This is a genomic window from Providencia rettgeri, assembly GCF_001874625.1.
Classification (GTDB): Bacteria; Pseudomonadota; Gammaproteobacteria; order Enterobacterales; family Enterobacteriaceae; genus Providencia; species Providencia huashanensis.
Map to the genome: position 1 here is coordinate 3686711 of NZ_CP017671.1, position 24910 is coordinate 3711620.

Genomic DNA, 24910 nt, shown 5'->3' on the forward strand with positions numbered 1-24910 from the left:
TAGATAATATTTATTGAACATAACCATTTATAATTATATTTCATTATAAATTTCCATTAAGAAATAATCTTGTTATTGATAATAAATTAAAATAGAAAATAGATTTCAACTCGCTATTAATTTCTATTTTAAATATCTATATCGCCTTAAATCGATTAAATAAACAAAAAACTATTTAGCGAAACAAATGAAGTTCACTCGCAAACTGGAAAAATCGAATGGCGATTTACCGATGAAAATTTAATGGAGTTACCTCCTCAATCCATAGAATAAACATCGATTGAAACATAAATAACAAGAATAAATAACGAAAGGTGATGCAGTGAAAGGGATGAAAATAAAATTAATTGCATTAGAGGTCTTTATTTGTTGCTATGCAATGGCCCCCTCTTTTATGCATGCCGAATCGTATTTTGACCCCGGCCTATTAATGCACGGCAGTGGGATAGACGTTTCTCAACTCGATTTAAATGACTTTGCGGATAACAATACATTAACGCCCGGCGTCTATGACGTGCTCGTTAATGTTAACATGATCCCGTCAGGGGAATTTAATCTCGCATTTGAAAAACAGCAAGATGGTCATGTTGCCCCCGTCTTTACAGTCGGCGAACTGAAAAAACTGGGTGTTAATACGGCATCTCTGCCCAAGTTAAGAGATTTGAGTGAAGACACGAAGATTGAAAACTTATCCAGTTACATTGCCGATGCTGCCATCACCTTTGATGTACAAACGCTGACGGTGAATTTATCCGTACCTCAAATTGCCATGGTGCCAAACTTTGCTGGCTATGTACCGCCTGAATTACGCGATGATGGTGTTACCGCGTTAGTGATGGACTATGTCTTTAACTACAGTAATAACCGCCAACTGGGCAAATATCACCAAAAAGCAGGTACCAGTGATTCTCTGTTTAGTAATATCAATGCAGGGATTAACATGGGGCCATGGCGCCTAAGAACGAGCTATTTATATAACTACAGTAAAAGCAGTGGGTCTTCCAGCACAAGTGACTCCAACTTTTCCAATACTTATATCTATCGCACCATTAATGCGATTAAATCAACGCTAAAAGCCGGGGAAATCTCGACCGGTGGGAATATTTTTGACGCCATTCCTATGAAAGGCGCCACGCTAAAATCAAACCCTCAGCTTGACCCTAGCAGCATGCAAGGGTTTGCACCTATAGTGGAAGGGGTGGCGAACACCAATGCGACTGTCACTGTGCGCCAGAACGGCAGTGTGGTCTACCAAACTTTTGTGGCGCCAGGGCGTTTTATTATTCGTGACATCCCTGCCAGCGGCTTAGCCGGGGATATGGAAGTCACGGTTGAAGAAGAAAATGGCAAACAAACCGTTTTCACTCAGGCTTATTCCTCGCTGCCAATGATGGAGCGCCAAGGCGCTTATAATTATGAAATTTCCGCGGGTCGTTACAATGGCGGAATTGCCGTGGACTCTGAGCGGAAAAACTTTACGCTTGGTTCCTTCAGCATCGGGCTACCACATAACATTACCACTTATGGTGGGGTGTTAGTTTCTAATGGGTATAACTCCTTTGTGGGTGGGGTCGGCTTATCGTTGGGTGTATTAGGGGCGTTATCTACCGATATTACCCACTCGGATGCTCGGTTTTCAGGGAAAAGCCTCAAAGGGCAACCCTATCGTATCCGTTACTCAAAAAGTTTGTTGTCAACGGGGACCTCATTTGACTTAACGGCATTACGTTATACCTCTGAGAACTTCTATTCGTTCTCAGATTACAATAATGCCGGTTATGCGATTAAAGATGACTTAGCGCCTTGGACGGGAGCGCGTCAACGTTATAGTTTCCAAACCTCAATTAACCAATCTTTTGACTCTTATGGTTCCCTTTCTTTAAGAGCGTCAAAAAATACTTATTGGGGCGGCCAAAACTCAAATACCTCGGTTGGGGTGTCTTATAACAATAACTATAAAGGGGTTTCTTATAGTCTCAGTTATATGGTTGACCGCGTGAAGAGCTATAACAATACTTGGCCTGAGAACCGCGTGGTTTCCTTTGATGTGTCTGTGCCGCTCAGCTTATTGACGAACAGTGAAATGGCACAAACCATGAGCGCGCGTTATGGGGTCAGTGTAGATCAGCACGGTGAAACTCGTCATCAAGCAGGGTTAACTGGTAGCGCGATGAAGAGTCGCTTTAGTTATGGTATCTACCAGAACTATGACAGTTACAATAACAACTACGGGGGAAGCCTGAATGGGACTTACTCCGCGAACAACGCAACATTATCAGCCGGTTACAGCTATTCAGATATGAGCCGCTCAATGAACGGTACCCTAAGTGGCGGTGTAGTTGCGCATTCAGATGGGGTCACATTGTCGCCAAACGTGGGGGATACGATTGCGATTATCACCGCAGAGGGGGCAAAAGGGGCGTCATTATCCTCTGGCGCGCAATTTGACCGCTTTGGGAATGCCATTATTCCTCAGTTATCCAGTAACACGGCTAACCAAATTGCGGTTAATGTGAACACATTACCGGATGATACGACCTTTAAAGACACCTCGATGATGGTATATCCAACGGAAGGGGCGGTTATTAAGCGTAAGTTTAAAACCAAAATTGGTTATCAAGCGATTATTAATCTGAAAGCTACGGGGAAAATCCCACCTTTTGGGGCGATCGCGACGTTAGTATCAGAAGACGATGAAAACGATATCAATACCGGAATTGTGGGTTCAAATGGCCAACTTTACATGAGTGGGTTACCAAATACTGGTCGTATTAACGTTAAATGGGGTGGTCAATCGGGTCAGTGTACCATTAACTATTCTGCATTAGACACGATTGCAGTTACTGCAGATTCGCCAGTAAGAACTTTAACGGCGGAATGCCAGTAGTCGCCTAAAATAAAAAAGTATAACCTAATGCAACAATTAAATTCTTTTTTAAAATTATGCAGGTACCGTCATATTAGTGCAAGCTTATGACTTATACCATTTATCAGAGAGATAACCACTGCTGCTTTACAACAAAATTTTTCCTTGAATAACCCTTCGTTATCATTTTAATTCTTAATAGTTAAAAGCTCATTCATATAATGTGAATGAGCTCTTTTTATTAGAAATCAACCTGATACTTTAACTTTATCAGCCGCAGTCTTAGCCATTTCCAATGCTTGTTCAATAGAATCAGCAACAGCTAAAGCAACCCCGAGTCGACGAGTTCCTGCTATTTCAGGTTTACCAAATAAACGTAACTGGATATCCGACCCAAATGCAGTATCAATATGACCAAATACTACATCGCTGCTATGCAATTCAGGTAAAATAACCGCAGAAGCACTTGGCCCATATTGACGAATTGCGCCTATTGGGTACCCTAGGAAAGCCCGAACATGTAAGGCAAATTCAGATAAATTTTGTGAAATTAACGTCACCATTCCTGTATCGTGAGGGCGGGGTGAGACTTCATTAAAAATGATCTCATCTGCGCACACAAATAACTCAACACCAAATACCCCATAGCCTCCCAATGCGCTAACTATTTTTTGGGCAACCTCTTGTGCTTTCCTCAATGCAATATCACTCATTTGTTGCGGTTGCCAAGACTCACGATAATCCCCTTTCTCTTGGCGATGACCAACAGGAGCACAAAAATGAATGCCATCAACTGCACTGACTGTTAACAAGGTGATCTCAAAATCAAAATTAACCATTTTTTCAACAATAACGCGGCCCTGTCCCGTGCGCCCACCTTGTTGAGAATATTCCCATGCTTGTTCTAATTCTGCTGCCGAGCGGATAACACTCTGCCCTTTTCCTGACGAACTCATGACTGGTTTTACAATACAAGGAAAACCGATTTTCTCTGCTGCAGTAATAAAATCCGCTTTATTTTCAACAAATTGGTAATTAGAGGTCGGTAAATGAAGCGTTTCCGCTGCCAAGCGACGTATCCCTTCTCTGTCCATGGTAAGAAAAACGGCTTTCGCAGATGGCACGACTCTTTGCCCTTGTTCTTCCAGTTCAACTAAGGTTTTTGTCGCAATAGCTTCAATTTCAGGGACAATAAAATCAGGTTTTTCTAAGGCAACAAGCTGTTTTAATGCTTCGCCATTAAGCATGTTAATTGTGTAACTGCGGTGAGCAATGTGCATAGCTGGCGCATTATCGTATCTATCAACAGCAATCACCTCAATGCCTAAACGTTGGCATTCAATAGCGACTTCCTTACCCAGTTCACCCGCCCCAAGCAACATGACTTTGGTTGCTGAAGCGCACAGCGCAGTACCCAATTGATTCATGATTAATGACCTTATCCGCAAAAATAATAAATGTGATTATATACGCAATCGTTTGCTTTTACTATCAGAGGAAACAAAGTTCATGAATGCTGAGCCTAGTATCTAGCCTAATGGTGTCTTATCACGCCCAGTAATAAAGGGATCTTTATGAGAGAACTTAGTATATTGCTTGCGCAAAATCGCTAAAATACAGAACATCAAACCAATCCATATTAATGAGAAGCTAACACCTTTTACCCAATCAAATAGCTCATTAAATAAAAATACCGCAAGTAAAAATTGGATTGTGGGTTCTATATACTGTGCTAAACCAATTACAGTCAATGAAGTTCTTTTAATTGCAGCCGTGAAAAATAGCAATGGGATAATCGTTACCGGAGCCGCTAGCATATAAAGAATTTTAACTTGCCAATCCCCTTCTGCTACCGCACTTAAACCATTTGAGTTTAACCACCAAGTTATTCCTATTGCTATTGGCAATAACCAAAGAGCTTCTAAAAATAAAGAAGTAATGACATCAAACCGAATAAATTTACGTATTAATCCATATATCGCAAATGCGCTCCCCATCACTAACGCTAGAATAGGTAGTTCGCCATACTGCCATATTTGATAACCGACACCGGCACATATAAAAATAACGGCCATTTTTTCAGAAAATACAAGTCGCTCTCTGAGAAAGATAACCCCGAGTAAAATTGAAAATAAAGGGTTAATAAAATAGCCCAAACTTGCCGCTAGAACTTGTCCATGAGTTAACGCATAAGTGAATGCAGTCCATGAAATAGCCATAATCGATGAGCTAAAGAAACATAAAACAATTGATTTTTTGTCAGCCCAGACTTGGCCCCATAAAGATTTATTCTTAATAATTAAACGAATAAAAAAAAGTATTGGTACTGACCAAATAAGACGTTCAGCAAGTAGTTCTAAAGGTTCGGCGCCAGGAAGTAAACGGTAAAATAACGGTGTTATACCCCATAGAATATAAGAAAAAATGGCAAGAGCCACTCCTGAACGCAGCAACATAGTTTACCCGCAATAAAAACTAATTAAGTGAAATTAGCTTCGTATCATACGCCAAAATATAGAAAATAAAACTGATTGCACCTCCAATATTGGTCGATTTATATCGAAGTAAATATAAATAAAAGAGGATTAGACAACCATCTTCTATTTACCTTCCATATAGATACTTTTCAAAGGATTTCTCTTTGGGATAATAGTGGTTGCTGTTGTATAAATTCGATTAATTCTTGTTGCGTTGGCGCTGCTGAAATCGCCCCTTTTTTAGTCGTTGCCAAAGCTCCACAAGCTGACGCTTGAGAAATAATTTTCATTAAGCTGTCGCCAGTATTTGACAAACCATGTTGAGAAACTCCCGCAAGTAAACCCGCCATAAAAGCATCGCCAGCCCCTGTTGTATCAATGCTATCAACTAAATAGGCACTAACTGCTATAGATGTGTAGGACGTAAATACTTGGCAACCTTTAGCGCCTTGAGTGACTATTTTTAAACTGGCAGGATACTTTTGTAATTTAGAAATCGCATCATCAAAACAGCTCTCCTTTGTTAGCCACAATAATTCATCATCCGATAGTTTTAAAATATCTGCTTGCGTTGCAAAAGTATCGATAACACAATGCATTTCATCGGGATCAGCCCACATTTGTGGGCGAATATTGATATCAAAACTCAGTAATCCCCCCGTTTGCTGTATATTTTTTATTGCTGTTGATAACGATGCCCGACAGGTTTCATGTACCAATGCTAATGAGCAAAAGTGCAAAATATCATTACCAAATTTAGGTAAGTTTTTTGCAGTTAAAAATTGATCTGCTGAAGGGGAAACTAAAAAAGAAAATTCACGTTCACCATTTTCATGTAATGATACTAAAACGGTACTCGTTTTATATTTGTCATCAAACTCCATCGCACTGGTATCCACTCCTAGTTCAAATAAGGTTTCCTGCATAAAATGCCCAAAAGCCTCTTCCCCTACCCTGCCAATAAAACCACTGTTTTGCCCTAAACGTGCAACACCAGCGGCGACATTAACGGGGGCTCCACCAGCACAAGCTTCATACTGCATCCCTTTAAGGGGGAGCAAATCAATTACTGCATCGCCTAAAGCCCAGACTTTCATCATATCTCCTTTACTGACTACGTGTTTTTATTATCTATTAATGAATATATACATTACCTACTAATGAAATTTTCACTAGCAAACTGTTAACGTTAACATTAATATAAATACATCATTAAAGAAACGCACGAGTTATCTCATCTTATTTATCCATTTCGGTATGGGGAAATAACTAAGGAAGCACAATGAAAAATCAACTTGAATTAGCGAATAACACCATTCAAACATCAAGAAAAAACCTAGATTTTCAATTCTATCCTCAATATCATCTCGCTCCTTTTGCTGGCTGGATGAATGACCCAAATGGGTTGATTTATCACCAAGGTCAATATCATGCTTTTTATCAACATCATCCATTTAGCGCTAGCTGGGGGCCTATGCATTGGGGGCATGCAACAAGTACTGATATGGTCCACTGGCAGCACCAACCTATTGCATTAGCACCTAGTGAAGAGTATGACCGTGATGGCTGTTTTTCGGGTTCCGCAGTTAGCCATAACGGTGAACTCTATCTGTTCTACACGGGTCATATTTGGTTGGGTAATCAAGGTGATGACAGCCAAATTATTCAGTCTCAATGCGTTGCGATTAGTACAGATGGTATTCATTTTGAAAAAAAAGGAGTTGTCATTCCGCCAATTGAAGGGTTTATGCATTTCCGTGATCCAAAAGTTTGGCAGCAAAACAATAAGTGGTGGATGGTGGTCGGTGCAAGAGACCCCCATAATCATGGTCAAATACTCTTATTTAGCACTTCAGACTTATTAAATTGGGATCAAAACTACCAAGTGCTGGCTAAAACTGATGATAAGGGTGTTTATATGTGGGAATGCCCTGATTTTTTTCCTCTAGGGAAACATTTTATTGCTTTATTTTCACCTCAAGGGAAAAAAGCTGAAAAGTACCAATATCGTAATCTTTTTCAAAATGGTTATTTAGTCGGGAATTGGTCACCAAACTCCCCTTATACAATTACTCACCAATTTACCGAATTAGATTTTGGGCAGGATTTTTACGCACCACAAACTTTTTTATCGAAAGATGGTCGCCGTATTGCAATAGCTTGGATGGATATGTGGGAAAGTCATATGCCATCCCAAAAAGATGGGTGGTCAGGCTGTTTTACTTTACCCAGAGAGCTTACTCTTAATGAACAAGGCAAAATTATTTCTAGACCTATTGAAGAATTAAAGTCTTTACGGCAATCCACTACGCACTTACCCACAATAAATTTAGAAAAGAACACAACGGTTTTAGTGAATGAAGATGCCTCCAGTTGTGAACTAGAACTTATTTGGGATTTACAACAGAGCCCCGCGGAGAAATTTGGTTTTTGGATTGGTTACGGAGTGCAATTTTATATTGATAACCAAAACCAACGATTAACCTTAATGCGCCATTATCCTGAATATACAATTAGTGATAGCCGCAGTGTTCCATTACCTGAAACCCAGCAGCTAAAAATACATGCTTTTGTTGATCGCTCCAGTCTTGAAATATTCATTAACGATGGTGACGTTAATTTTAGTTGCCGTATCTACCCACATGAAGGGGAGCGAGATTTAAAACTATTTGCAATAAATAACCAAGCAAAGTTAGAGAAAGCAACCTATTGGCATCTCGAAAAGGCTATCGTATAAGTAGAGAAGTTCTGTTGGAAATATTAAGAAGCTGTTACTACACCACTAGCCAACAACCTCTTGAAATAGCTAAACATTTTCATATTAAAATGAGTTACGTTCTAACAAGTCGCATGCAACGTATTGAACCCCATCTAACTGGCGTTCTTCTATAATATGTAAAGCGGCTTGTTGCCCCAATTGATAATGCGGTAATACCACAGTGCTTAATGGTGGGTAAAATAATTCCCCAACACCAATCATATTATCATAACCAAGCACCGCAATATCTTGAGGGATGCGTAATCCACGGCTAAGCAACACTTGATATGCTAAGAATGCAATGCGGTCGTTTCCACAAATGACGACATCAAAATCTGGTTTCTTATTTTTAAAGTGGCGATTGATTAAATTTATAACATCCAAATAATGTTCATCACCTAGTTCTAAATGATATTGTTTTAAAGATTGTTTAGGTAAATTAGCATTATTCCACGCCGCCTCAACTGCTTCACTGCGAATTTTCCCAGCCAATGTTTCTTGTGGGATATAAAGACACAATGGATGGCGATATCCCTTATCAATTAAACGTTCAACTGCATTATATTGGCCATTAAAATCATCTGGTATATAGGCCGTAAATTTATTTTCTTTATCTACACAATTAGCTAAAACAAGACGGTTATTATGTAGCGTTTCTGGAATAGAGACTTCTCGAAGCCCCATTGTGGTATAAATAATACCATCAGGACGTTGGGACAATAGTTGGCGAACCGCTCTTTCGCTGTCTTCACTTGATGTGATATTAACCACAAAACTGCTCCAACCAAATTGCCTTGCTGTTTGTTCTATTGAAAGGATCATTTCTACTGAAAATGGAGTTGTCGCTGTGTCGAGCGCTAAAACACCTACTGTAGAAATTTTTGAACTTTTCCCCCTTATCTTCCGAGCAGAAAAATCTGGGACATAATTAAGTGACTCAATAGCTTGCTGAACCTGTTTCAATGTTTCAGGTTTGAGCAAGCCAGGGCTATTAATTGCCCTTGATACCGTCATCAATGAAACATTTGCTAGTCGCGCTACATCTTTTAAAGAAGCCATTAAGTATATTCACTCATTAAAAAAGGTCGAGGATAAATTTTAGCATGTTAGATATAAAAAGCACCCACTGTTAATCAATCTAAAACAGGTATAAATACTTAACAAAACTTCGCTCAGCCCCACATTTTAGACTTTTTATGATTAGCTATTTGCGATATTATTGGAAGAACTTATAAATTTTTTATATATTTTGTTAGGGAAAAAACTCGTTAAACAAGTAAAACCACCTAATATGTTACATAACATTAATCGAATCTTACGCATTGACACAAACTTTAACCATTGTTTCTATTTTTATATTAAATTTAACTAGATGATATTTTTAATATAAATTAAGGTCAGTAATACATTAATAAAAAGAACAACGATCAGTAGAAAATATTACCGTCAAATTCATTTTTCGGTTTATTTACCTACGTATTTTATCAAATTAATATGAATATCAAATCAGTTTAACAGGAGTATGGTGATGAATAACACCATTCACGTAATCATAGATAGTGATAATGTCTTTAAGAATAAGCTGAAATTAATGATGGAATCTTTTGGTTTCCTCTTTAAATTTTATAATAACGAAGAAACATTTATGAGTAATTATACTTACCCTTTCGAGAACAATGTGAAAGAATGTATTTTATTATTCTTAAATAATGATGAGAACCGTATTAATAGATTAAACAATATAAGTAGCAATTTCGGCATTGTACCATTTATTGTACTTGCTGAAGAGCCTTCTATCAATCTGTGTCGCGAAAGCTTTAAATCTGGAGCTTTTGATTTTTTTCCTTTTCCTTTCAAAGACACTGAAATTTTGAATGCTATTAGTAATGCAACAGAACTGTTCGTCTCTATGCATGAAGAGCACAAAAAATATACCTATCTATCTGATAAGTTTGCTCGCCTCTCGACTAGAGAAAGAGAAATCATGGATATGATATTAGAAGGTAATACGAGTAAAGAAACGGCAGAAAAACTCTCTTTATCACCTAGAACTGTAGAGGTTCATCGCTCTAATATTTATACAAAACTAGGTATTAAATCACTTCCTCAGCTTATTCAAGAATACGACTATATCAATACCTATCCTAAACATATTTAATCTATATGATATGTTTCCTTTCTTATGTAAATTATTATTTCTGATGGTTTGATATTAAACCATCAGAAATTCTCTCCCTTAAAAATGATTAATCTATATAATCTAAGATAAATATAGATTAAAATCCTGTATATTTAAAAATAATAACTAAAATTTATAAATTACAGAAAAAATATAAATACACTATATTTGACTAAAGAGCCACTTAAGTTAATTAATAATTTCAGTCGTAATGATAACCTTCCGAATTTATCTAATAAGATGATAGAATTAAGCTTTATTAAGCTACTGTTCAAAAATATTTTATACAACATATTTTTATGAAATCTGTTGCTTTTTTGCTAACAATTCCTTCGAGCGAAAATATAAAAAAATAAAGCTTTTTACAACATACATACCTCAACTACTTCGTCATAATGAGCTTACTTTTTCATTTCTCTTTATCCCAATACATCTGATAGCAGTACAGGGAGGTAAGCTAAATATGCCTTTCCATACGACCGATCACAATATTGGCTAATTCTTTTGCGCTTCACTATTTTTATGGCTCATGACTGGCCATAAGAGTAGTCAGAAGCGCACTCTTTTTGGCTTTATGCAGTGATACAACTAGGCTATAGATTACTTATATTCTTTAATATTGATCTCATATTGTTTTAGCTTACGCCACAGCGTTGTTCTCCCCATATTGAGCACCTGATGCATCTGTTGGATTTTACCTTTACAGGCTTGCGCGACTTCAATAATCAATTCTTTTTCAACAGATTGAATATCCATGTTAGCAAAACGTTGTTCCCCTTTCGCTTCATACGGTATTTTCTGCAAATAATAGTGACACTTTAGTTTTTCACTTGCTTCTCTAGCAAGAGATTGAGCTAGCGCGAGCAGAAGATTACCGTTATCTCCAACGGTTGAAAAAGCCACGATCAGGAATAGTTCATCGGTAGGCCAATATACAGGGGCTAAATAATAGAATGTACCATGTAACTCAATTGGGCTGGCAAATAACCTTGTTCTCGCACCTTCAGTCATATCCCCTAATAATAGGTTTGCAATTTCAAAAGCGCCTTTCGATTCATTACTTAGCCATAGCGTTTCGCCCTGCGTGCTAATGCATGAAACATCGATGTTGAAATTATATAATGGCGATAATCCATCCATGATGGTCCCACTAACAAGGTTCATCATAAAATCATAATCAATTGAATTATAATGATTAAATTTATTCGATATTGCTGTTGGAAATATTAAATGAGCCGACATAGTCATCCTTATTCTTCGATAAGAGTTATTTGATTATGTCAATTTCCCATTTAATTTTTATATTCTAGATCAAGTTATTTATTGATAGTTTTTTCACCATTGATCTACATCAATTTACCACACGCAATCGAATAGTTCGCCATCAATGAATAAAAATAGCCTGCTTTTTTTATCTTTAAGCAGGCTATAAAATGTACTAATCAATAAGTTATTAATCGGTAACTATCGAGCCCCATAAATCATATTCATCAGCATGTTCGACCTTAACTTTAACAATATCACCGGCCTTAACATTAAACTCACCATTTAGATAAACCATACCATCGATTTCAGGTGCATCTGCCATACTACGCCCAACAGCCCCTTCATCATCAACTTCGTCAATAATCACTAAAATTGTACTGTCAATTTTATCTTGTAAACGCTGCGTTGAAATCTGTTGTTGTAATTGCATAAAACGATGGTAGCGCTCTTCTTTAATTTCTTCAGGTACTTGATCCTCAAGCTCATTCGCTTTCGCACCTTCTACTGGGCTATATTTAAAGCACCCGACTCTATCTAGCTTAGCTTCAGCTAAGAAATCCAATAGCATTTGGAAATCTTCCTCGGTTTCCCCTGGAAAGCCAACAATAAAAGTCGAACGCAACGTTAACTCAGGGCAAACTTCTCGCCAACGCTTAATCCGTTCCAATGTCCTTTCCACTGCCCCAGGACGTTTCATTAATTTGAGGATTTTTGGACTAGCATGTTGCAAAGGTATATCCAAATAAGGTAATACTTTTCCTTCAGCCATCAATGGGATCACGTCATCAACATGTGGATATGGATACACATAATGTAAACGCACCCATACCCCCATAGAAGCAAGTTGTTCACATAAACCAACCATGCTGGTTTTTACTGGCTGCCCATCCCAAAACCCCGTTCTATGTTTAACATCAACACCGTACGCAGAAGTATCTTGTGAAATCACGAGTAATTCTTTTACGCCAGATGCAACTAAACGCTTCGCTTCATTTAATACATCACCAATTGGACGACTATCTAAATCCCCTCTCATTGAAGGAATAATACAAAAAGTACAGCGATGATTGCACCCTTCCGAAATTTTTAAATAAGCATAATGTTTAGGCGTTAGTTTAACCCCTTGTTCGGGAACTAAGCTAAAGAAAGGGTCATGTTCTGGTTTAGGGACATAGTGATGAACATGGTTTAGTACTTGTTCATAGCTATGTGGGCCTGTGATTTCTAAGACTTTTGGATGAACTTCACGAATTTGATTTTCTTTTGCGCCGAGGCACCCAGTCACTATAACTTTGCCGTTTTCGTTTAACGCCTCACCAATCGCCTCTAACGATTCTTGTACTGCGCTATCGATAAAACCACAGGTATTGACGATGACTAAATCTGCATCATCGTAACTTGGCACCACTTGGTAGCCATCTGTGCGTAACTCAGTCAAAATACGTTCTGAATCAACTAGGTTTTTCGGGCAACCAAGGGAAACGAAGCCAATTTTAGGCACCGAATTAGTATTTTGCGACATAACTCACTTCTTTTATTATTTTAGAAAAATGGGCGAAATTTTACCTGAAGAAGAAAAGGAATTGTATAAATTTTTAGCGATAATAATGAATTTTTAAAGCTAAAAGAGCCAATCAGAATAGCCCTTTTAACTAGAAAATAAATTGCACTAACGATTGATTGAACGGGCAATACGCGAGTAAGTATGCCTAACACCACGGATCACAATACCATAATTTAAAATATTTTCTGGTAATGCAATTCCGTTGTAGCCCGAATCGCCAATATGATGTAAATCAGTCCCTGCCATTTTACACATTAACGCAATTTGCCTAATCGTTTGTAAGTCAGCTCCCTCTTGGGAGGTTCCAATTGCTGTCATTGTCATAACCCCTTGAGAATGACAATAACCAACCATTTTTTGTACAAATTCTAATGAAATCCCAGGGACGGTACCGGGCGCTGGTAATAAAATAATGTCAGCACCACTGGCAATAAATGCCCGAATATCATCTTCCGTAATTAATTGTTCAGCAGAAGCATTCAAAACACCCGCTGCATGCATTTTCCCTGTAATAAGAACAATATCTTCGCCTACCACGGCTTTAAGCTCTTTAAGGCTTTGGTTAATTTCTTCATTGGTAACACCGTTCCCGGGGTTGCCCGTTAGAACAATAATATCAGCCCCCATTTCTTTTAATTTCAGTGCATTTTTTACTGTTGCCAAGCGCCCTTCCGATATTTTCCACTGTGCATCTTGCGTTGGGTTATTAAACCCTGCTGGAACTGGTTCGAGGTTCACACCGATCGCCCGACCCGTTAAATGCTTAAGAGTGCGAATCACCGCCTCAGGAGCCGTTCCTTCTGGTAACCCTTGTAGGATAGGTTGATTAACATCAAAAACATTTAACAGCAAAATATCGGCACCTTGGCTCGCGGCTAACTCCGCATTCGTGACTGTCATTAATACGGGTTGAATAGTGCCAATGGTTTCAGAAACCAATAGCCGCCCCTCACTGGCCTTAATTGACTCTAATAGCGTCTTTTTACTTAGCTTGGCAATCTCTGAGGCTGAACAATCAAGATAACGTTTTTGCATAGTTGTCCCTTTCTTTATCAATCAAAAGAATTTATTAAAAGAACTTTAACTAATTTCATAACAATCAGCGAAATATATCATGTATAAAATTATAAACTGCCTAATAGAACACATTATGAATAAGTTATTTTTTTAAGAATAATAACTTTTTCTAACATATAGATTTTTATAAAAAAAGTGTATTTTTACCCTTTTAATGCCTATTCCATTAAAAATTACTGCTTGTTTTTTACCAATAGTAATGATTATCATTACGACTCAATATTACTTATGGTAAGGACGAAATAATGAAACTCGCATACAAAGCTGCTGTTTCGGGTCTCACGCTATTTTCAATCGCTGCATTCGCTCAAGAATATCCACTTGGCCACCCAGTGATCAAAAATGGAATGGAAATCCAAGGGGTCTATTTACAACCCATCACAATGGATACTGAAGAAGGTCACCATGCAATGTCTCATTTACCCGCAGACAAAGCAGATGTTCATTTGGAAGCTGATATCCATGCTGTTGAAGATAATCCGAATGGCTTCGCCGAAGGCGATTGGGTCCCTTACCTAACAATCGAATATTCCGTTACAAAACTTGGTGATAAACCACAAACGCAAACAGGTACGTTTATGCCAATGGTAGCGAGTGATGGCCCTCACTATGGGGAAAACATCAAATTAGACGGCAATGGTAAATATCGTGTGGTCTACAAAATTTATCCACCTTCACACAATAAAGATGTTGCCTTTGGTCGCCATATTGATAAAGAAACAGGTGTCGCTCCTTGGTTCCAGCCTTTTGAAGTCTCTTGGGACTTTGACTACGCGGGTATTGGTCGTAAAGGTAGTTACTAATTTCTCACCAAATTAGTTAAGGGCTTAACCGGGGAATCTTTCCACGCAAGCCCTTTTTTATTTGCGCTTAAAATGGATAAGCCAAGATGAAAACAATACTGAGCTTTATACTGCTTATTGCTTGCACTATTACGCCGCAATATTCACTTGCGGCAGAAAAATTCACAGTCGAATTAGAAATGAAAAATGGAGACCTCATTCCTCGAGTGCTCGAAGTCCCCGCCAAAACAATTATTCGCATTAAAATCACAAATACGGGTACAGAACCTGCTGAATTTGAAAGTATTCAATTGAGAAAAGAAAAAGTTTTAGCGCCAGGCGCAAGTTCTGTTGTTGTCATTGCGCCGCTAAAACCAGGTACTTATAGCTTCTTCGATGACTTTCACCTTTCTCACCCGAAAGGCGAGATCATTGCTAAATAAAAGGATGTAACATGGGGCAAGTTCTCTTTGTTGTGTGGCGAGAAAGTTTTGAAGCGCTTTTAGTTATCGGTATCATCTATGCGTGGATAAAACGTCACCCTGATGCTCGTAATGGCATGAAATACCTATGGGGGGGCGTTGCCCTTGGGCTAGCAATGTCCATATTGCTTGCACTGCTTATCTATGGCGTATTTAACGTCCTCGATGATACAGGCCAATCATTGTTTATGATCTTTATGGAATTACTTGCCTGTGTTCTTATCGTCCAAATGGTTTATTGGATGAATAAACACGGTAGTTCTATGAAAGCAGAAATTGAGTCGGGGATTAACCGCAATGCTGCACACCATAACTGGTGGGGAGCTTCACTCATTATCGCCATCGCAATTGCCCGTGAAGGGAGTGAAATTGTGGTATTCCTTTCTAGTTTTATTATGTCATTAACAACCAATAATGCATCTGAATTCTTTATCGAAGTCGCTGGCGGAATAGCAATTGCTGCCCTGACCCTTTACGCTTTTTTATTGACCAATCGCTTAATCTCTTGGGCTATATTTTTCAAAGTTACAGGGGTGATCCTACTTTTCCTTGCATTATCACTTCTACTAAAAGGGGTGGAAGAAAGTGCTAACCTGCTGATTGAGTATGATTTTGCTATCCCCGAGTTTTTAATTTATCCCGCTTGGGATACTACCGCTTTACTGGATGATTCAGGTATTGCGGGGAATTTTATTTCCTCTTTCTTTGCCTATCGCTCACAACCGATATGGCTAAGTGTAATAACCTTTATTCTCTATTGGGTAATTGTGATACCGCTATTTGCAAGGAGCAAAAAAAATGTGCAGCTTGCTAAGGTATAAATTCAAATGGTTATTTTTTAGCTTAATATTAGGGGTCGTTGTTCCTTCATTAAGTTATGGCAAAGCACTAAGGTCCCCAGTACAGACTGGGGATAACATCATTATTGCTAAAGGGGATATCCCCACTCCAGAGAAATACCAAGATTCAATCCATACCTACATGAATTTTATCACTGCTGAATTAGCAGAAATGGTTATCCAGCTAGAGTTACTACAGCAAAATTTACAACAAGGGAAGCTATCGGCAGCTCAACACGCTTACATCATAGCCCATCAACACTACGAGACTGTTCGTCCAATTATAGTGTTATTCGGTAACACAGATAGAACCATTAACCCTAGGGCAGATTATTTTCTCGATAAAGAAAAAGACTATCGCTTTACTGGGTTTCATCTTGTTGAATACCAATTATTTGCTGCAAAAGATCCAACACAAGCATTAGCGGCTAATGAAGAGTTACTCATTAAAGGGCGCGATTTGCATAAACGAGTCACAACAGAAACTATTGAGATCCCTAAATTAGTACAAGCTTCCGCTGACTTTATTGAAATGATCCTAGAAACAAAATTAGAGGGTAAAGAAAATATCTACAGCTTATCTGATTTAACCGATATTGCTGCTAACTTAAAAGGTTCGCAAGAAATCATCAACGTTATTCAACCTTTTATTGAAAAGAATACACTTAAGCAATTACAAGAAAATACTCTACGGATCAATAAAATCATGCAGCCATATTATATGGCTGATAGCACATATCAACCTTATAGCCAGCTAAAACAACAAGACAAAATGGCACTTTATTCATTACTCACTCAACAAGCCGAAACTTTAGCAAAGTTACGGGCTCAGCTCGATGTTGATGTTTACTATAAATATTAAGGCATAAATTTATGCAAGCTAAACCTAGAAGTATTTTGCAAGTAACAGGAATGTCACGAAGAAATGCATTAAAAGCTTTCGCTATTGGTAGCGCGGTTTTAACTATTCCAACTTTAAAAGCTAAAGAAAAATTCGCTGATTGCCAACCCACTTACAATAAAGCGGTTAATTATCTTGGAGAACACCAAGCCGGTGTATTAACACCCGAGCCTAAAAATGCCTCATTTATCGCTTTCAATATTACGTCGAATACTGTTGAAGAACTACAAACTATTTTCGCTTTGTTAACCGAGCGCATTGCATACCTTACCCAACCACAAACAATACCTTCAACAGAAAATGATAAAATGCCTCCAGCTGAGTCCGGTATTCTCGGGACACATTTGCAACCTGACCTACTCACTATCACTGTGGCACTAGGAAACTCCCTTTTTGATAACCGATTTGGTCTCAACAAAATTAAACCTAAATACCTCAGTGAAATGACGAGTTTCCCTAACGATAGGCTAGAGAAAAAATGGTGTGGTGGGGACTTTTTACTACAAATATGTGCCAACAGCCAAGAAAGTGTTATTTATGCATTAAGGGATATTTTACGCCATGTATCTCCCTATTGCTTCCCATTATGGAAAATTGACGGTTTCTTACCTGCACGAGATATCGACAATCACTCGACTCCAATTAACTTGTTCGGTTTTAAGGATGGAACGGGCAATGCCCCCTCTTCTGACACATCATTGATGAATAAACTGATTTGGATAACAGATGGAAGTAAAGAACCTTCTTGGTGTGATGGCGGTACATACCAAGCCGTGCGCTTAATACGCTTCAATCTTGAATTTTGGGATAGAACGCCATTAGAAGATCAAGAAAACGATTTTGGACGTCATAAAGACTCCGGAGCACCAATAGGGATGAAAAATGAACATGATGACCCAGCCTTTGAAAAAGACCCACATGGCGATCGTATATTGTTTGACTCTCATATGCGCCGTGCTGAGCCTCGTAATCCTGAACGTTATACTGCCAAGCTTAGGCGCAGAAGTTACAGCTATTCTTTAGGCTTAACAGAGTCTGGTGCTCTAGATATGGGGCTAATCTTTGTATCTTTTCAACAAAATTTAAAAACGGGTTTTATTGATACTCAAAAACGTCTCAATGGTGAACCCCTAGAGAGATACATAAAGCCTTTCGGTGGTGGGTACTACTTCGTCTTGCCGGGGGTAAAAAATTCACAAGGTTATCTTGCTGAAAAAATGTTTACAGCATTAAAACAAACCAAATAAAGTGATTTAACTCTCCTATCATGTAAAAGGCCCCTCAGTGGTTAGACAATCAATTACTGAGGGGCTTTTACCATTTACAATTAATATTCTTAATCACTAGCCATTGGCTATATCACCTAAATATTATCTATTCATCACTGTTGTTTAGGCTTTACTGCATTTATTATTTTTGGCGTTCCTTCACATCCGCTTCAACTTCCTGTTTCCAATCCTCTGATATTGGTGCAGACATCTGCTTTGATTCAACCGCTTTATTGACAGCACGATAAGCTTTATCATATCCCGTACCATCTTGGACATACCCCGTCGCATTAGCACCTTTAATGCCAATGTTTTCAGCTTCAGAAATTGCGTCAATATTTGCACCTAAGAAAATAAAATCCCATTTATCTTCCGTTTCCGCTGATTTAATCATCGCTTTAATTTTAGCTTGAGAATATTTACGACTGCTATTTTCTTGACCATCCGTAATAATGATAAATAGAACATTATTATTTTTAGTCACTTTTCTATTTTCACGCATTTTTTCGATGCCTTCCCCAATTGCATCTAATAGTGCGGTATAACCGCCAACTGGGTAATCATCCAGCGTTAAATTAGCTACTTTATCAATAGGTTCCCTATTGTAGAGCAGGTTTGTTTTATCATTAAATAGCAGTGTCGTAATGTAAGTTTTGGCTTTTTTGTCTCTATTTTCAGCAAGAACACTGTTATAGCCGCCAATAGTATCTGATTCGAAACCAGACATTGATCCACTTTTATCGAGAATAAAAACGAGATCTAAAACATCAGGTTCTTTCTTAATTTCGACAACTGATTTGCTACTTGCAACAGTAGTGAACAACAATAAAAATGCTGCTGATATAACAGCAAAAACAGATTGCTTTGATAGGTTCATTGCCGAGTTCCTTGGTATGGTTGATATAAAGACTTCCATATCCAATGTCTCTTTTCCTACTATTATTTCAAATAAGATTACTCTGCTTACTTAATAAGCTTTTTCTTAATTAAGAATGAGACGAACCATTACTAAATAATTAGCTCTTATGTGTAGAAATATCACTGTAATTAGAATAAGTTAAATTTACCTTACCCAAATACCATTTTCCCTGAGTAAATTAATTTGTTGGATAAATTCATTATATTTCACATTTTCAGAAACGGTATTAGATGCAGAACTCTGCGCATATTCATGAACTAATTCAGTTGTCGCTTGATAGAATTCTTCATTCAGCTTTTTATGTATATCAGCATCATCAGAATCTTTCAGCTTTCTAACCAATTTTACTAGTTTTTCTGCTTTTAATTGCACATTAGCATTAGCAAAATCAGCGGTGGGTTCTACATACATAAAATCTATATTCACGGAATCTAAAAAACCATGATGATTTTTCTGAGGTAATAGGTTTTTGTTATATTCATTTTTTATATATTGAATTAATTCAAGCTTATCAAAGCACTTAGATTTAATATTCCCATCTAAATTATCGTCATAAAGGGTAATTGACTCAGGAAATGCTTCCCCTACAGGGTAACTACATCTAAATATATTTGCATCAATGATCGTGGCATTTGAGCTTCGAATAGGCATTTCTAACTCATGACCATTAATGGTCACAGGGTAACTAGCAGGCTGAAACCTATTTTCTTTACCATCAACCGCATACACTTCAGATAAAGTATAATAAACAAACTGATTTGGGTTAATAATCCCACCTGAATTATTTTCAAAAACAAAAAAGTCAGTTATATGCCCTTTTTCATCTTCTAAATGATGTAACCCACTAGAAATTAAAATAACCCCTTTCCCATCCGGTAAAATATCATAAGCTTTACCATCTAACTTAAAGGTCATTGTATCTGTACTAGGATTAGTGTAATAGAATTTACCTTTTCCATCTAACGCCTGAAAATCATCACAAGCAGAAATAGATATGACTGCGGCAATAAACCAAATAATTTTTAGGATGATTTTCATAATATTATTTCCAAATGATAATTTTATAGTTATTCTAAATAATCAGAATGTTACACCTGAATGAGGGGGGGTTATCTCTCACTTTAAATATTACCAGCAATGCTAACAGTATATTATTAATTGATATTGATAAAAATAACTTTACGATAAGTGCTTTAACTAACTAATTTACTGTTAACTATCTATTTTGTTGCAATCAACACCCTAAAATAGTTTAAATATTATCCATTATGACCACGTAATACTTTTAATAATACTTGATAAACATCCTCCATCATTGGTGTAAGAGGCTGATTATTACGCATTAAAGCGACTGTACGAGTTAATTCAGGTTGCTGAAGTTGTAATACTTTCAGTTCAGGGTCACGTAAATGAACAGTATAAAGTTGAGGTAGGATGGCAATAGCTAGTTTAGAACGAACTAAACCATATAGAGTTTCAATATAATCAACTTGATAACGAATATTTAATTTGAGCCGATGGCTTTCTACTGTTGCAGCAACTAAACGTTGAATATTCCCTTTAGAAAATACAGCAATGTCGCGATTATTCAGTAATTTCCAAGGTAAATGAAATTCATTGTTCGCTAACCTGTCATCATGATGAATAACAGCAACAAAAGGGTCATCTTGTAATGGGGAAATACTCAGCTCTTGTGGAACTGAACTGTCTAGAACCCCTATGCCAAAATCAACTTCATGATTAATTATCTGGTTCACGAGTGAGTCATTAGTTTGATCATAAAACTCGGTTTTTAATCTAGGAAATAATTGGTTTAATTGTTCAGGAACAGATGGAAATACTAATGAACTCACAGAAGGAACAAGCCCTATACGCACTATACCATCACCACCATCCTCGATAATTTTTTGAATATCACTAAATGCACGATGCGACACACTGAGGATTTGCTGTGCATGAGGTAAAATAGCAGCACCTAGTTCCGTTAATGTGACTGATGATGCCGTTCGATTAATTAGCTTTCCACCTAAAACAGATTCAATTTGCCGTAAAGCACTACTAAGTGCAGGCTGACTTACAGCTAAACGATTAGCTGTTTCAGTAAAATGACGCAGCTTTGCCAAAGTGACAAAATACTGTAATTGTTTGAGCGTCAGTGCCGGCAGCCGTTGCCAAGGTTCTGTCATAATCGTTAATTGTCTGCAGATTGAATAATCATGGAATATTCATCCTATCATAACCTTCTCTTATAGCCTGATAAATTTTATCATCTTGGCAAACGTTTGCCTTGCTCATAAAGTAGCAACCATAAATCATATAAATGGTATTTTTATGAACATAACAGAGCAAACTCGGCGTAATGCTATTCAAGCCGCAAAAGGCAATATTCCTTTTGACCTTTTACTCACACAAGCCAATATCGTTGATATGGTAACAGGCGAGATACGCTCCGCAGATATCGGTATCGTAGATAATTTGATTGCAAGTGTCCACCCAACAGGTTCACGCACTGATGCAAAAGAAGTTCATGATTTATCGGGTTATTTTATTTCACCTGGGTTAATTGACACTCACGTCCATTTAGAAAGTTCTCACCTTCCACCAGCTCGTTATGCAGAAATCGTTCTAACTCAAGGGACAACTGCCGTCTTTTGGGACCCCCATGAACTTGCTAATGTATTAGGATTAGAGGGAGTCCGCTATGCAATTGACTCTAGTCGTAATTTACCTTTAGACGTTATGGTTGCTGCACCATCATCCGTCCCATCTACGCCAGGGTTGGAAATGTCGGGGGCAGATTTCGCAGGCAAAGAAATGTCAACTATGCTTAGTTGGCCTGAAGTGCGGGGGGTCGCCGAGGTTATGGATATGCATGGCGTACTCAATGGCAGCGAAAAAATGGAGGAAGTGCTGAATGCAGGGCTCCAATCCGGTAAATTAATAGAAGGGCATGCTCGAGGGTTAAAAGGTGCCGAATTACAGGCTTACCTCGCGGCAGGCGTTACTTCAGACCATGAGTTAACTTCCGCTGATGACGCGCTGGAAAAACTCAGAGCGGGCCTTACTTTAGAAATTCGAGGCTCCCATCCCTACTTACTCCCTGACATTGTGAATGCACTGAGATCATTGCCCCATTTATCATCGCAAATCACAGTCTGTACCGACGATGTTCCACCCGATATGCTGATAGAAAAAGGTGGTATTATCGCTTTACTCAACCTATTGATTGAATATGGCATGCCAGCAACTGATGCACTGCGCTTTGCAACACTCAATGCGGCTATTCGCTTACAACGTAATGACCTTGGTTTAATTGCCGCAGGCAGAAAAGCTAACTTCGTACTCTTTGACTCACTGACAACGTTAAAAGCACAAGCCGTTTATGTAGCAGGTAAAAAAATTGCAGAAAAAGGCAAATTAATACATGCCATTAGTTCTCCATCAGATATTTTACCACCTCGAGATACTATGCATCTTTCCCCAATTACCGCGGATGATTGCCAACTTAAAATTGATGGAGTGAATAACGGAATAGCTAGATTGCGGCATATCCATGGCGCCCGCTTTACTCAATGGGGAGAAGTTGATGTGCAAGTTACTAATGGCATAGTACAACTTCCTGATAATTTTAGTTTTATTCGCGTTCAGCACCGCCATGGGCGTCATGATGCACGACCACAGATTGCCCTGCTCGAAGGTTGGGGTGAATTACGCGGCGCCATCGCTACTAGCTATTCACATGACTCTCATAACCTTGTCGTGCTCGGTCGTGACCCACAGGATATGGCGATTGCCGCCAATTTATTGATAGAAAGCGGTGGAGGCATGGCCTTAGTCCAAAATGGACAAACTTTAGCCCATGTAGCTATGCCAATTGCGGGCATGTTATCGGATTTACCCGCCTCAGAACTCGCCGAGCAGTTCCGTCAATTACGTGAGTTAAGCCATAAAATTGCTGACTGGGAACCGCCTTATCGTGTTTTCAAAGCGATAGAAGGAACTTGTCTAGCCTGTAATGCAGGGCCACATTTAACCGACTTAGGATTAACAGATGGAACAACACGTCAACTTGTTGATGCCGTTCTTCATTTTTCCGAGCACTAATGACCTAAAAATACGAATATACCAAAAATAATGACAGGAGAGCCTATTAATGGCTGAAAATTCAATAAATACGCCAACATCAGGGAGTTGGTTAGAAAAACGCTTCGCATTAAAAGAACGCGGAAGTTCAATTAAAACTGAGTGTTTATCGGGTATCACGGGCTTTTTAGCTGCCGCTTATCTATTGGTGGTAATTCCTGGTTTATTAGCCGCGGGTGGAATGGATAAAGGCGCTGCAACAACAGGGACCATTATTGTCTTTGTGCTTGCCAGCTTATTAATGGCTTTTTATGCAAATTTACCTTTTATTGTGGGTCCTGGAATTGGCGGGTCGGTACTCGTTGGTATTACCCTAGCGGGCAGCGAAGGAATAGATTGGCAAATAGGGTTAGGTATTGCGTGCTGGTCTGGTATTTTATTTTTTCTGTTAACCAAATTCGGCTTACGTGAAGTAGTAACTCGTTCAGTACCTCAATCAATTAAACTCGGATTAACTGCATCAATTGGGCTTTTTGTTGCTGTATTAGGCTTTCGCAATGCTGGGCTAGTATTAGCCAATCCAAAAACTAATGCATTAATGTTAGGTGATTTCCTTTCACCGGGTGCTTTAGTTGCCCTTGCAGGTTTTTTTGTCGCTATCGCATTACAAGCGCGTAAAATTCCCGGTGGAATATTATGGGCCATTTTATTTGCGACTATTTTAGGTATTCCATTTGGTGTCACAAAACTACCTGAAAGTTTTATTGGTGTTCCTCATTCTATCGCACCAGTTCTTGGGCAAGTTGATTTAATTGGTGCGTTGAATATTGCATTTTTACCCTTCTTATTTGTCTTTTTTGCTGCTGAATTTTTCTCTACCATGGGAACAACATTAGCCGTTGGCGGCGAAGCAGGTCTATTAGATAAAGAAGGTAATATGCCGAATATAAACCGCCCATTTATCGTTGACTCAATCGCAGCAGCATTAGGGCCAATGGTCGGCATTCCAGCTGCAACAGCATTAATAGAGTCGTCGGCAGCCGCTGAAGCGGGTGGTAAAACAGGAATGACAGCTCTTGCCGCAGCATTTATGTTTTTATTAATGTTATTATTTACCCCTATTGCATTAATGATCCCAGCACAAGCCACCGCGCCCGCATTAATTTTGATTGGTCTAAATATGTTTAGTGGTCTACGTAAAGTTGATTTAGGCAACTTTACTGATGGGTTACCTGTTTTAATGATGGTGATGATCACCTTAATTGCCAATAGCTTTGGAACAGGGATTGCTGGCGGGTTGTTATTCTATATTTTAATTAAAGCTGTTGCTGGTAAATGGCGCGAGATCCCTATCAGTTTATGGATTCTAGCAGTCCCTCTCGTGTATTATTTCTCAACACTAGTAAAACACTAATACTCACTGAATGATAAAAAGGCCAGAGTTTAAAT

20 protein-coding genes are annotated in these 24910 nt (G+C 38.4%); 10 read left to right on the forward strand and 10 right to left on the reverse strand.

The features are described 5' to 3' along the window. The first annotated feature begins 331 nt into the window (after positions 1-331). A complete protein-coding gene (locus RB151_RS17110) occupies positions 332-2887 on the forward strand; it encodes a fimbria/pilus outer membrane usher protein (RefSeq protein WP_151457912.1) in 2556 nt (851 codons plus the stop codon). Positions 2888-3114: 227 nt separating this feature from the next. Here RB151_RS17110 and purT read toward each other — a convergent pair whose 3' ends face one another. From purT to RB151_RS17125, 3 genes are all read right to left on the reverse strand, one after another. Next, entirely contained in the window at positions 3115-4293 is a 1179-nt protein-coding gene (purT, locus tag RB151_RS17115; protein ID WP_071548546.1) for a formate-dependent phosphoribosylglycinamide formyltransferase, read from the reverse strand. Between the two features lie 102 nt (positions 4294-4395). Further along, positions 4396-5322, reverse strand: a complete 927-nt coding sequence (rarD, locus tag RB151_RS17120; protein WP_042848890.1) for an EamA family transporter RarD — start codon at positions 5320-5322, stop codon at positions 4396-4398. A gap of 170 nt (positions 5323-5492) precedes the next feature. Beyond that, positions 5493-6440: an aminoimidazole riboside kinase gene (locus RB151_RS17125; RefSeq protein WP_071548547.1), complete on the reverse strand. Its 948-nt coding sequence runs from the start codon at positions 6438-6440 to the stop codon at positions 5493-5495. Between the two features lie 185 nt (positions 6441-6625). On the opposite strand from RB151_RS17125, the gene RB151_RS17130 reads away from it, so the two are divergent. Then, positions 6626-8080: a glycoside hydrolase family 32 protein gene (locus RB151_RS17130; RefSeq protein WP_071548548.1), complete on the forward strand. Its 1455-nt coding sequence runs from the start codon at positions 6626-6628 to the stop codon at positions 8078-8080. 84 nt (positions 8081-8164) lie between these two features. Here RB151_RS17130 and RB151_RS17135 read toward each other — a convergent pair whose 3' ends face one another. Beyond that, complete coding sequence (locus tag RB151_RS17135) at positions 8165-9160, reverse strand: LacI family DNA-binding transcriptional regulator (protein WP_071548549.1); 996 nt, start codon at positions 9158-9160, stop codon at positions 8165-8167. A 469-nt stretch (positions 9161-9629) separates the two neighbouring features. Between RB151_RS17135 and RB151_RS17140 the strand changes: the two genes are divergently transcribed. Then, positions 9630-10259, forward strand: a complete 630-nt coding sequence (locus RB151_RS17140; RefSeq protein ID WP_042848895.1) for a response regulator transcription factor — start codon at positions 9630-9632, stop codon at positions 10257-10259. 621 nt (positions 10260-10880) lie between these two features. On the opposite strand, the gene RB151_RS17145 is transcribed toward RB151_RS17140, so the two are convergent. The 3 genes from RB151_RS17145 to RB151_RS17155 form a co-directional block, all read right to left on the reverse strand. Continuing rightward, positions 10881-11447 (reverse strand): helix-turn-helix domain-containing protein, encoded by a 567-nt coding sequence (locus RB151_RS17145; protein ID WP_225833041.1) that lies wholly within the window; start codon positions 11445-11447, stop codon positions 10881-10883. Between the two features lie 286 nt (positions 11448-11733). Further along, positions 11734-13068: a 30S ribosomal protein S12 methylthiotransferase RimO gene (rimO, locus tag RB151_RS17150; RefSeq protein ID WP_042848896.1), complete on the reverse strand. Its 1335-nt coding sequence runs from the start codon at positions 13066-13068 to the stop codon at positions 11734-11736. A 147-nt stretch (positions 13069-13215) separates the two neighbouring features. Continuing rightward, complete coding sequence (locus tag RB151_RS17155) at positions 13216-14145, reverse strand: PEP phosphonomutase (RefSeq protein ID WP_042848897.1); 930 nt, start codon at positions 14143-14145, stop codon at positions 13216-13218. A 287-nt stretch (positions 14146-14432) separates the two neighbouring features. Between RB151_RS17155 and RB151_RS17160 the strand changes: the two genes are divergently transcribed. From RB151_RS17160 to efeB, 5 genes are all read left to right on the forward strand, one after another. Next, positions 14433-14990 carry an iron transporter gene (locus tag RB151_RS17160; RefSeq protein WP_042848899.1) on the forward strand — a complete coding sequence of 186 codons (558 nt, stop codon included), beginning with the start codon at positions 14433-14435 and terminating at the stop codon, positions 14988-14990. 86 nt (positions 14991-15076) lie between these two features. Then, positions 15077-15412 carry a cupredoxin domain-containing protein gene (locus RB151_RS17165; protein ID WP_042848900.1) on the forward strand — a complete coding sequence of 112 codons (336 nt, stop codon included), beginning with the start codon at positions 15077-15079 and terminating at the stop codon, positions 15410-15412. Positions 15413-15423: 11 nt separating this feature from the next. Beyond that, entirely contained in the window at positions 15424-16272 is an 849-nt protein-coding gene (locus RB151_RS17170) for an FTR1 family iron permease (RefSeq protein ID WP_042848952.1), read from the forward strand. Next, positions 16250-17152: an EfeM/EfeO family lipoprotein gene (locus RB151_RS17175; RefSeq protein WP_052219456.1), complete on the forward strand. Its 903-nt coding sequence runs from the start codon at positions 16250-16252 to the stop codon at positions 17150-17152. Before RB151_RS17170 ends, RB151_RS17175 begins: the two co-directional genes overlap by 23 nt. Positions 17153-17163: 11 nt before the next feature. Next, the gene (gene efeB / locus RB151_RS17180; protein WP_071548550.1) at positions 17164-18438 is read left to right on the forward strand and encodes an iron uptake transporter deferrochelatase/peroxidase subunit; all 1275 of its coding nucleotides are present in this window, start codon (positions 17164-17166) and stop codon (positions 18436-18438) included. A 163-nt stretch (positions 18439-18601) separates the two neighbouring features. On the opposite strand, the gene RB151_RS17185 is transcribed toward efeB, so the two are convergent. The 3 genes from RB151_RS17185 to RB151_RS17195 form a co-directional block, all read right to left on the reverse strand. Further along, on the reverse strand, positions 18602-19336 hold the full coding sequence (locus RB151_RS17185) for a vWA domain-containing protein (protein ID WP_052219457.1): 735 nt from the start codon (positions 19334-19336) through the stop codon (positions 18602-18604). Positions 19337-19522: 186 nt separating this feature from the next. Continuing rightward, positions 19523-20416: a hypothetical protein gene (locus tag RB151_RS17190; RefSeq protein ID WP_071548551.1), complete on the reverse strand. Its 894-nt coding sequence runs from the start codon at positions 20414-20416 to the stop codon at positions 19523-19525. A gap of 221 nt (positions 20417-20637) precedes the next feature. Further along, positions 20638-21564 carry a LysR family transcriptional regulator gene (locus RB151_RS17195; RefSeq protein WP_042848903.1) on the reverse strand — a complete coding sequence of 309 codons (927 nt, stop codon included), beginning with the start codon at positions 21562-21564 and terminating at the stop codon, positions 20638-20640. 145 nt (positions 21565-21709) lie between these two features. Here RB151_RS17195 and RB151_RS17200 point away from each other — a divergent pair, with 145 nt between their 5' ends. Both RB151_RS17200 and RB151_RS17205 read left to right on the forward strand, forming a co-directional pair. Then, entirely contained in the window at positions 21710-23482 is a 1773-nt protein-coding gene (locus RB151_RS17200) for an adenine deaminase (RefSeq protein WP_071548552.1), read from the forward strand. A 49-nt stretch (positions 23483-23531) separates the two neighbouring features. Further along, entirely contained in the window at positions 23532-24875 is a 1344-nt protein-coding gene (locus tag RB151_RS17205; RefSeq protein ID WP_042848905.1) for an NCS2 family permease, read from the forward strand. The last annotated feature ends 35 nt before the right edge of the window (positions 24876-24910 follow it).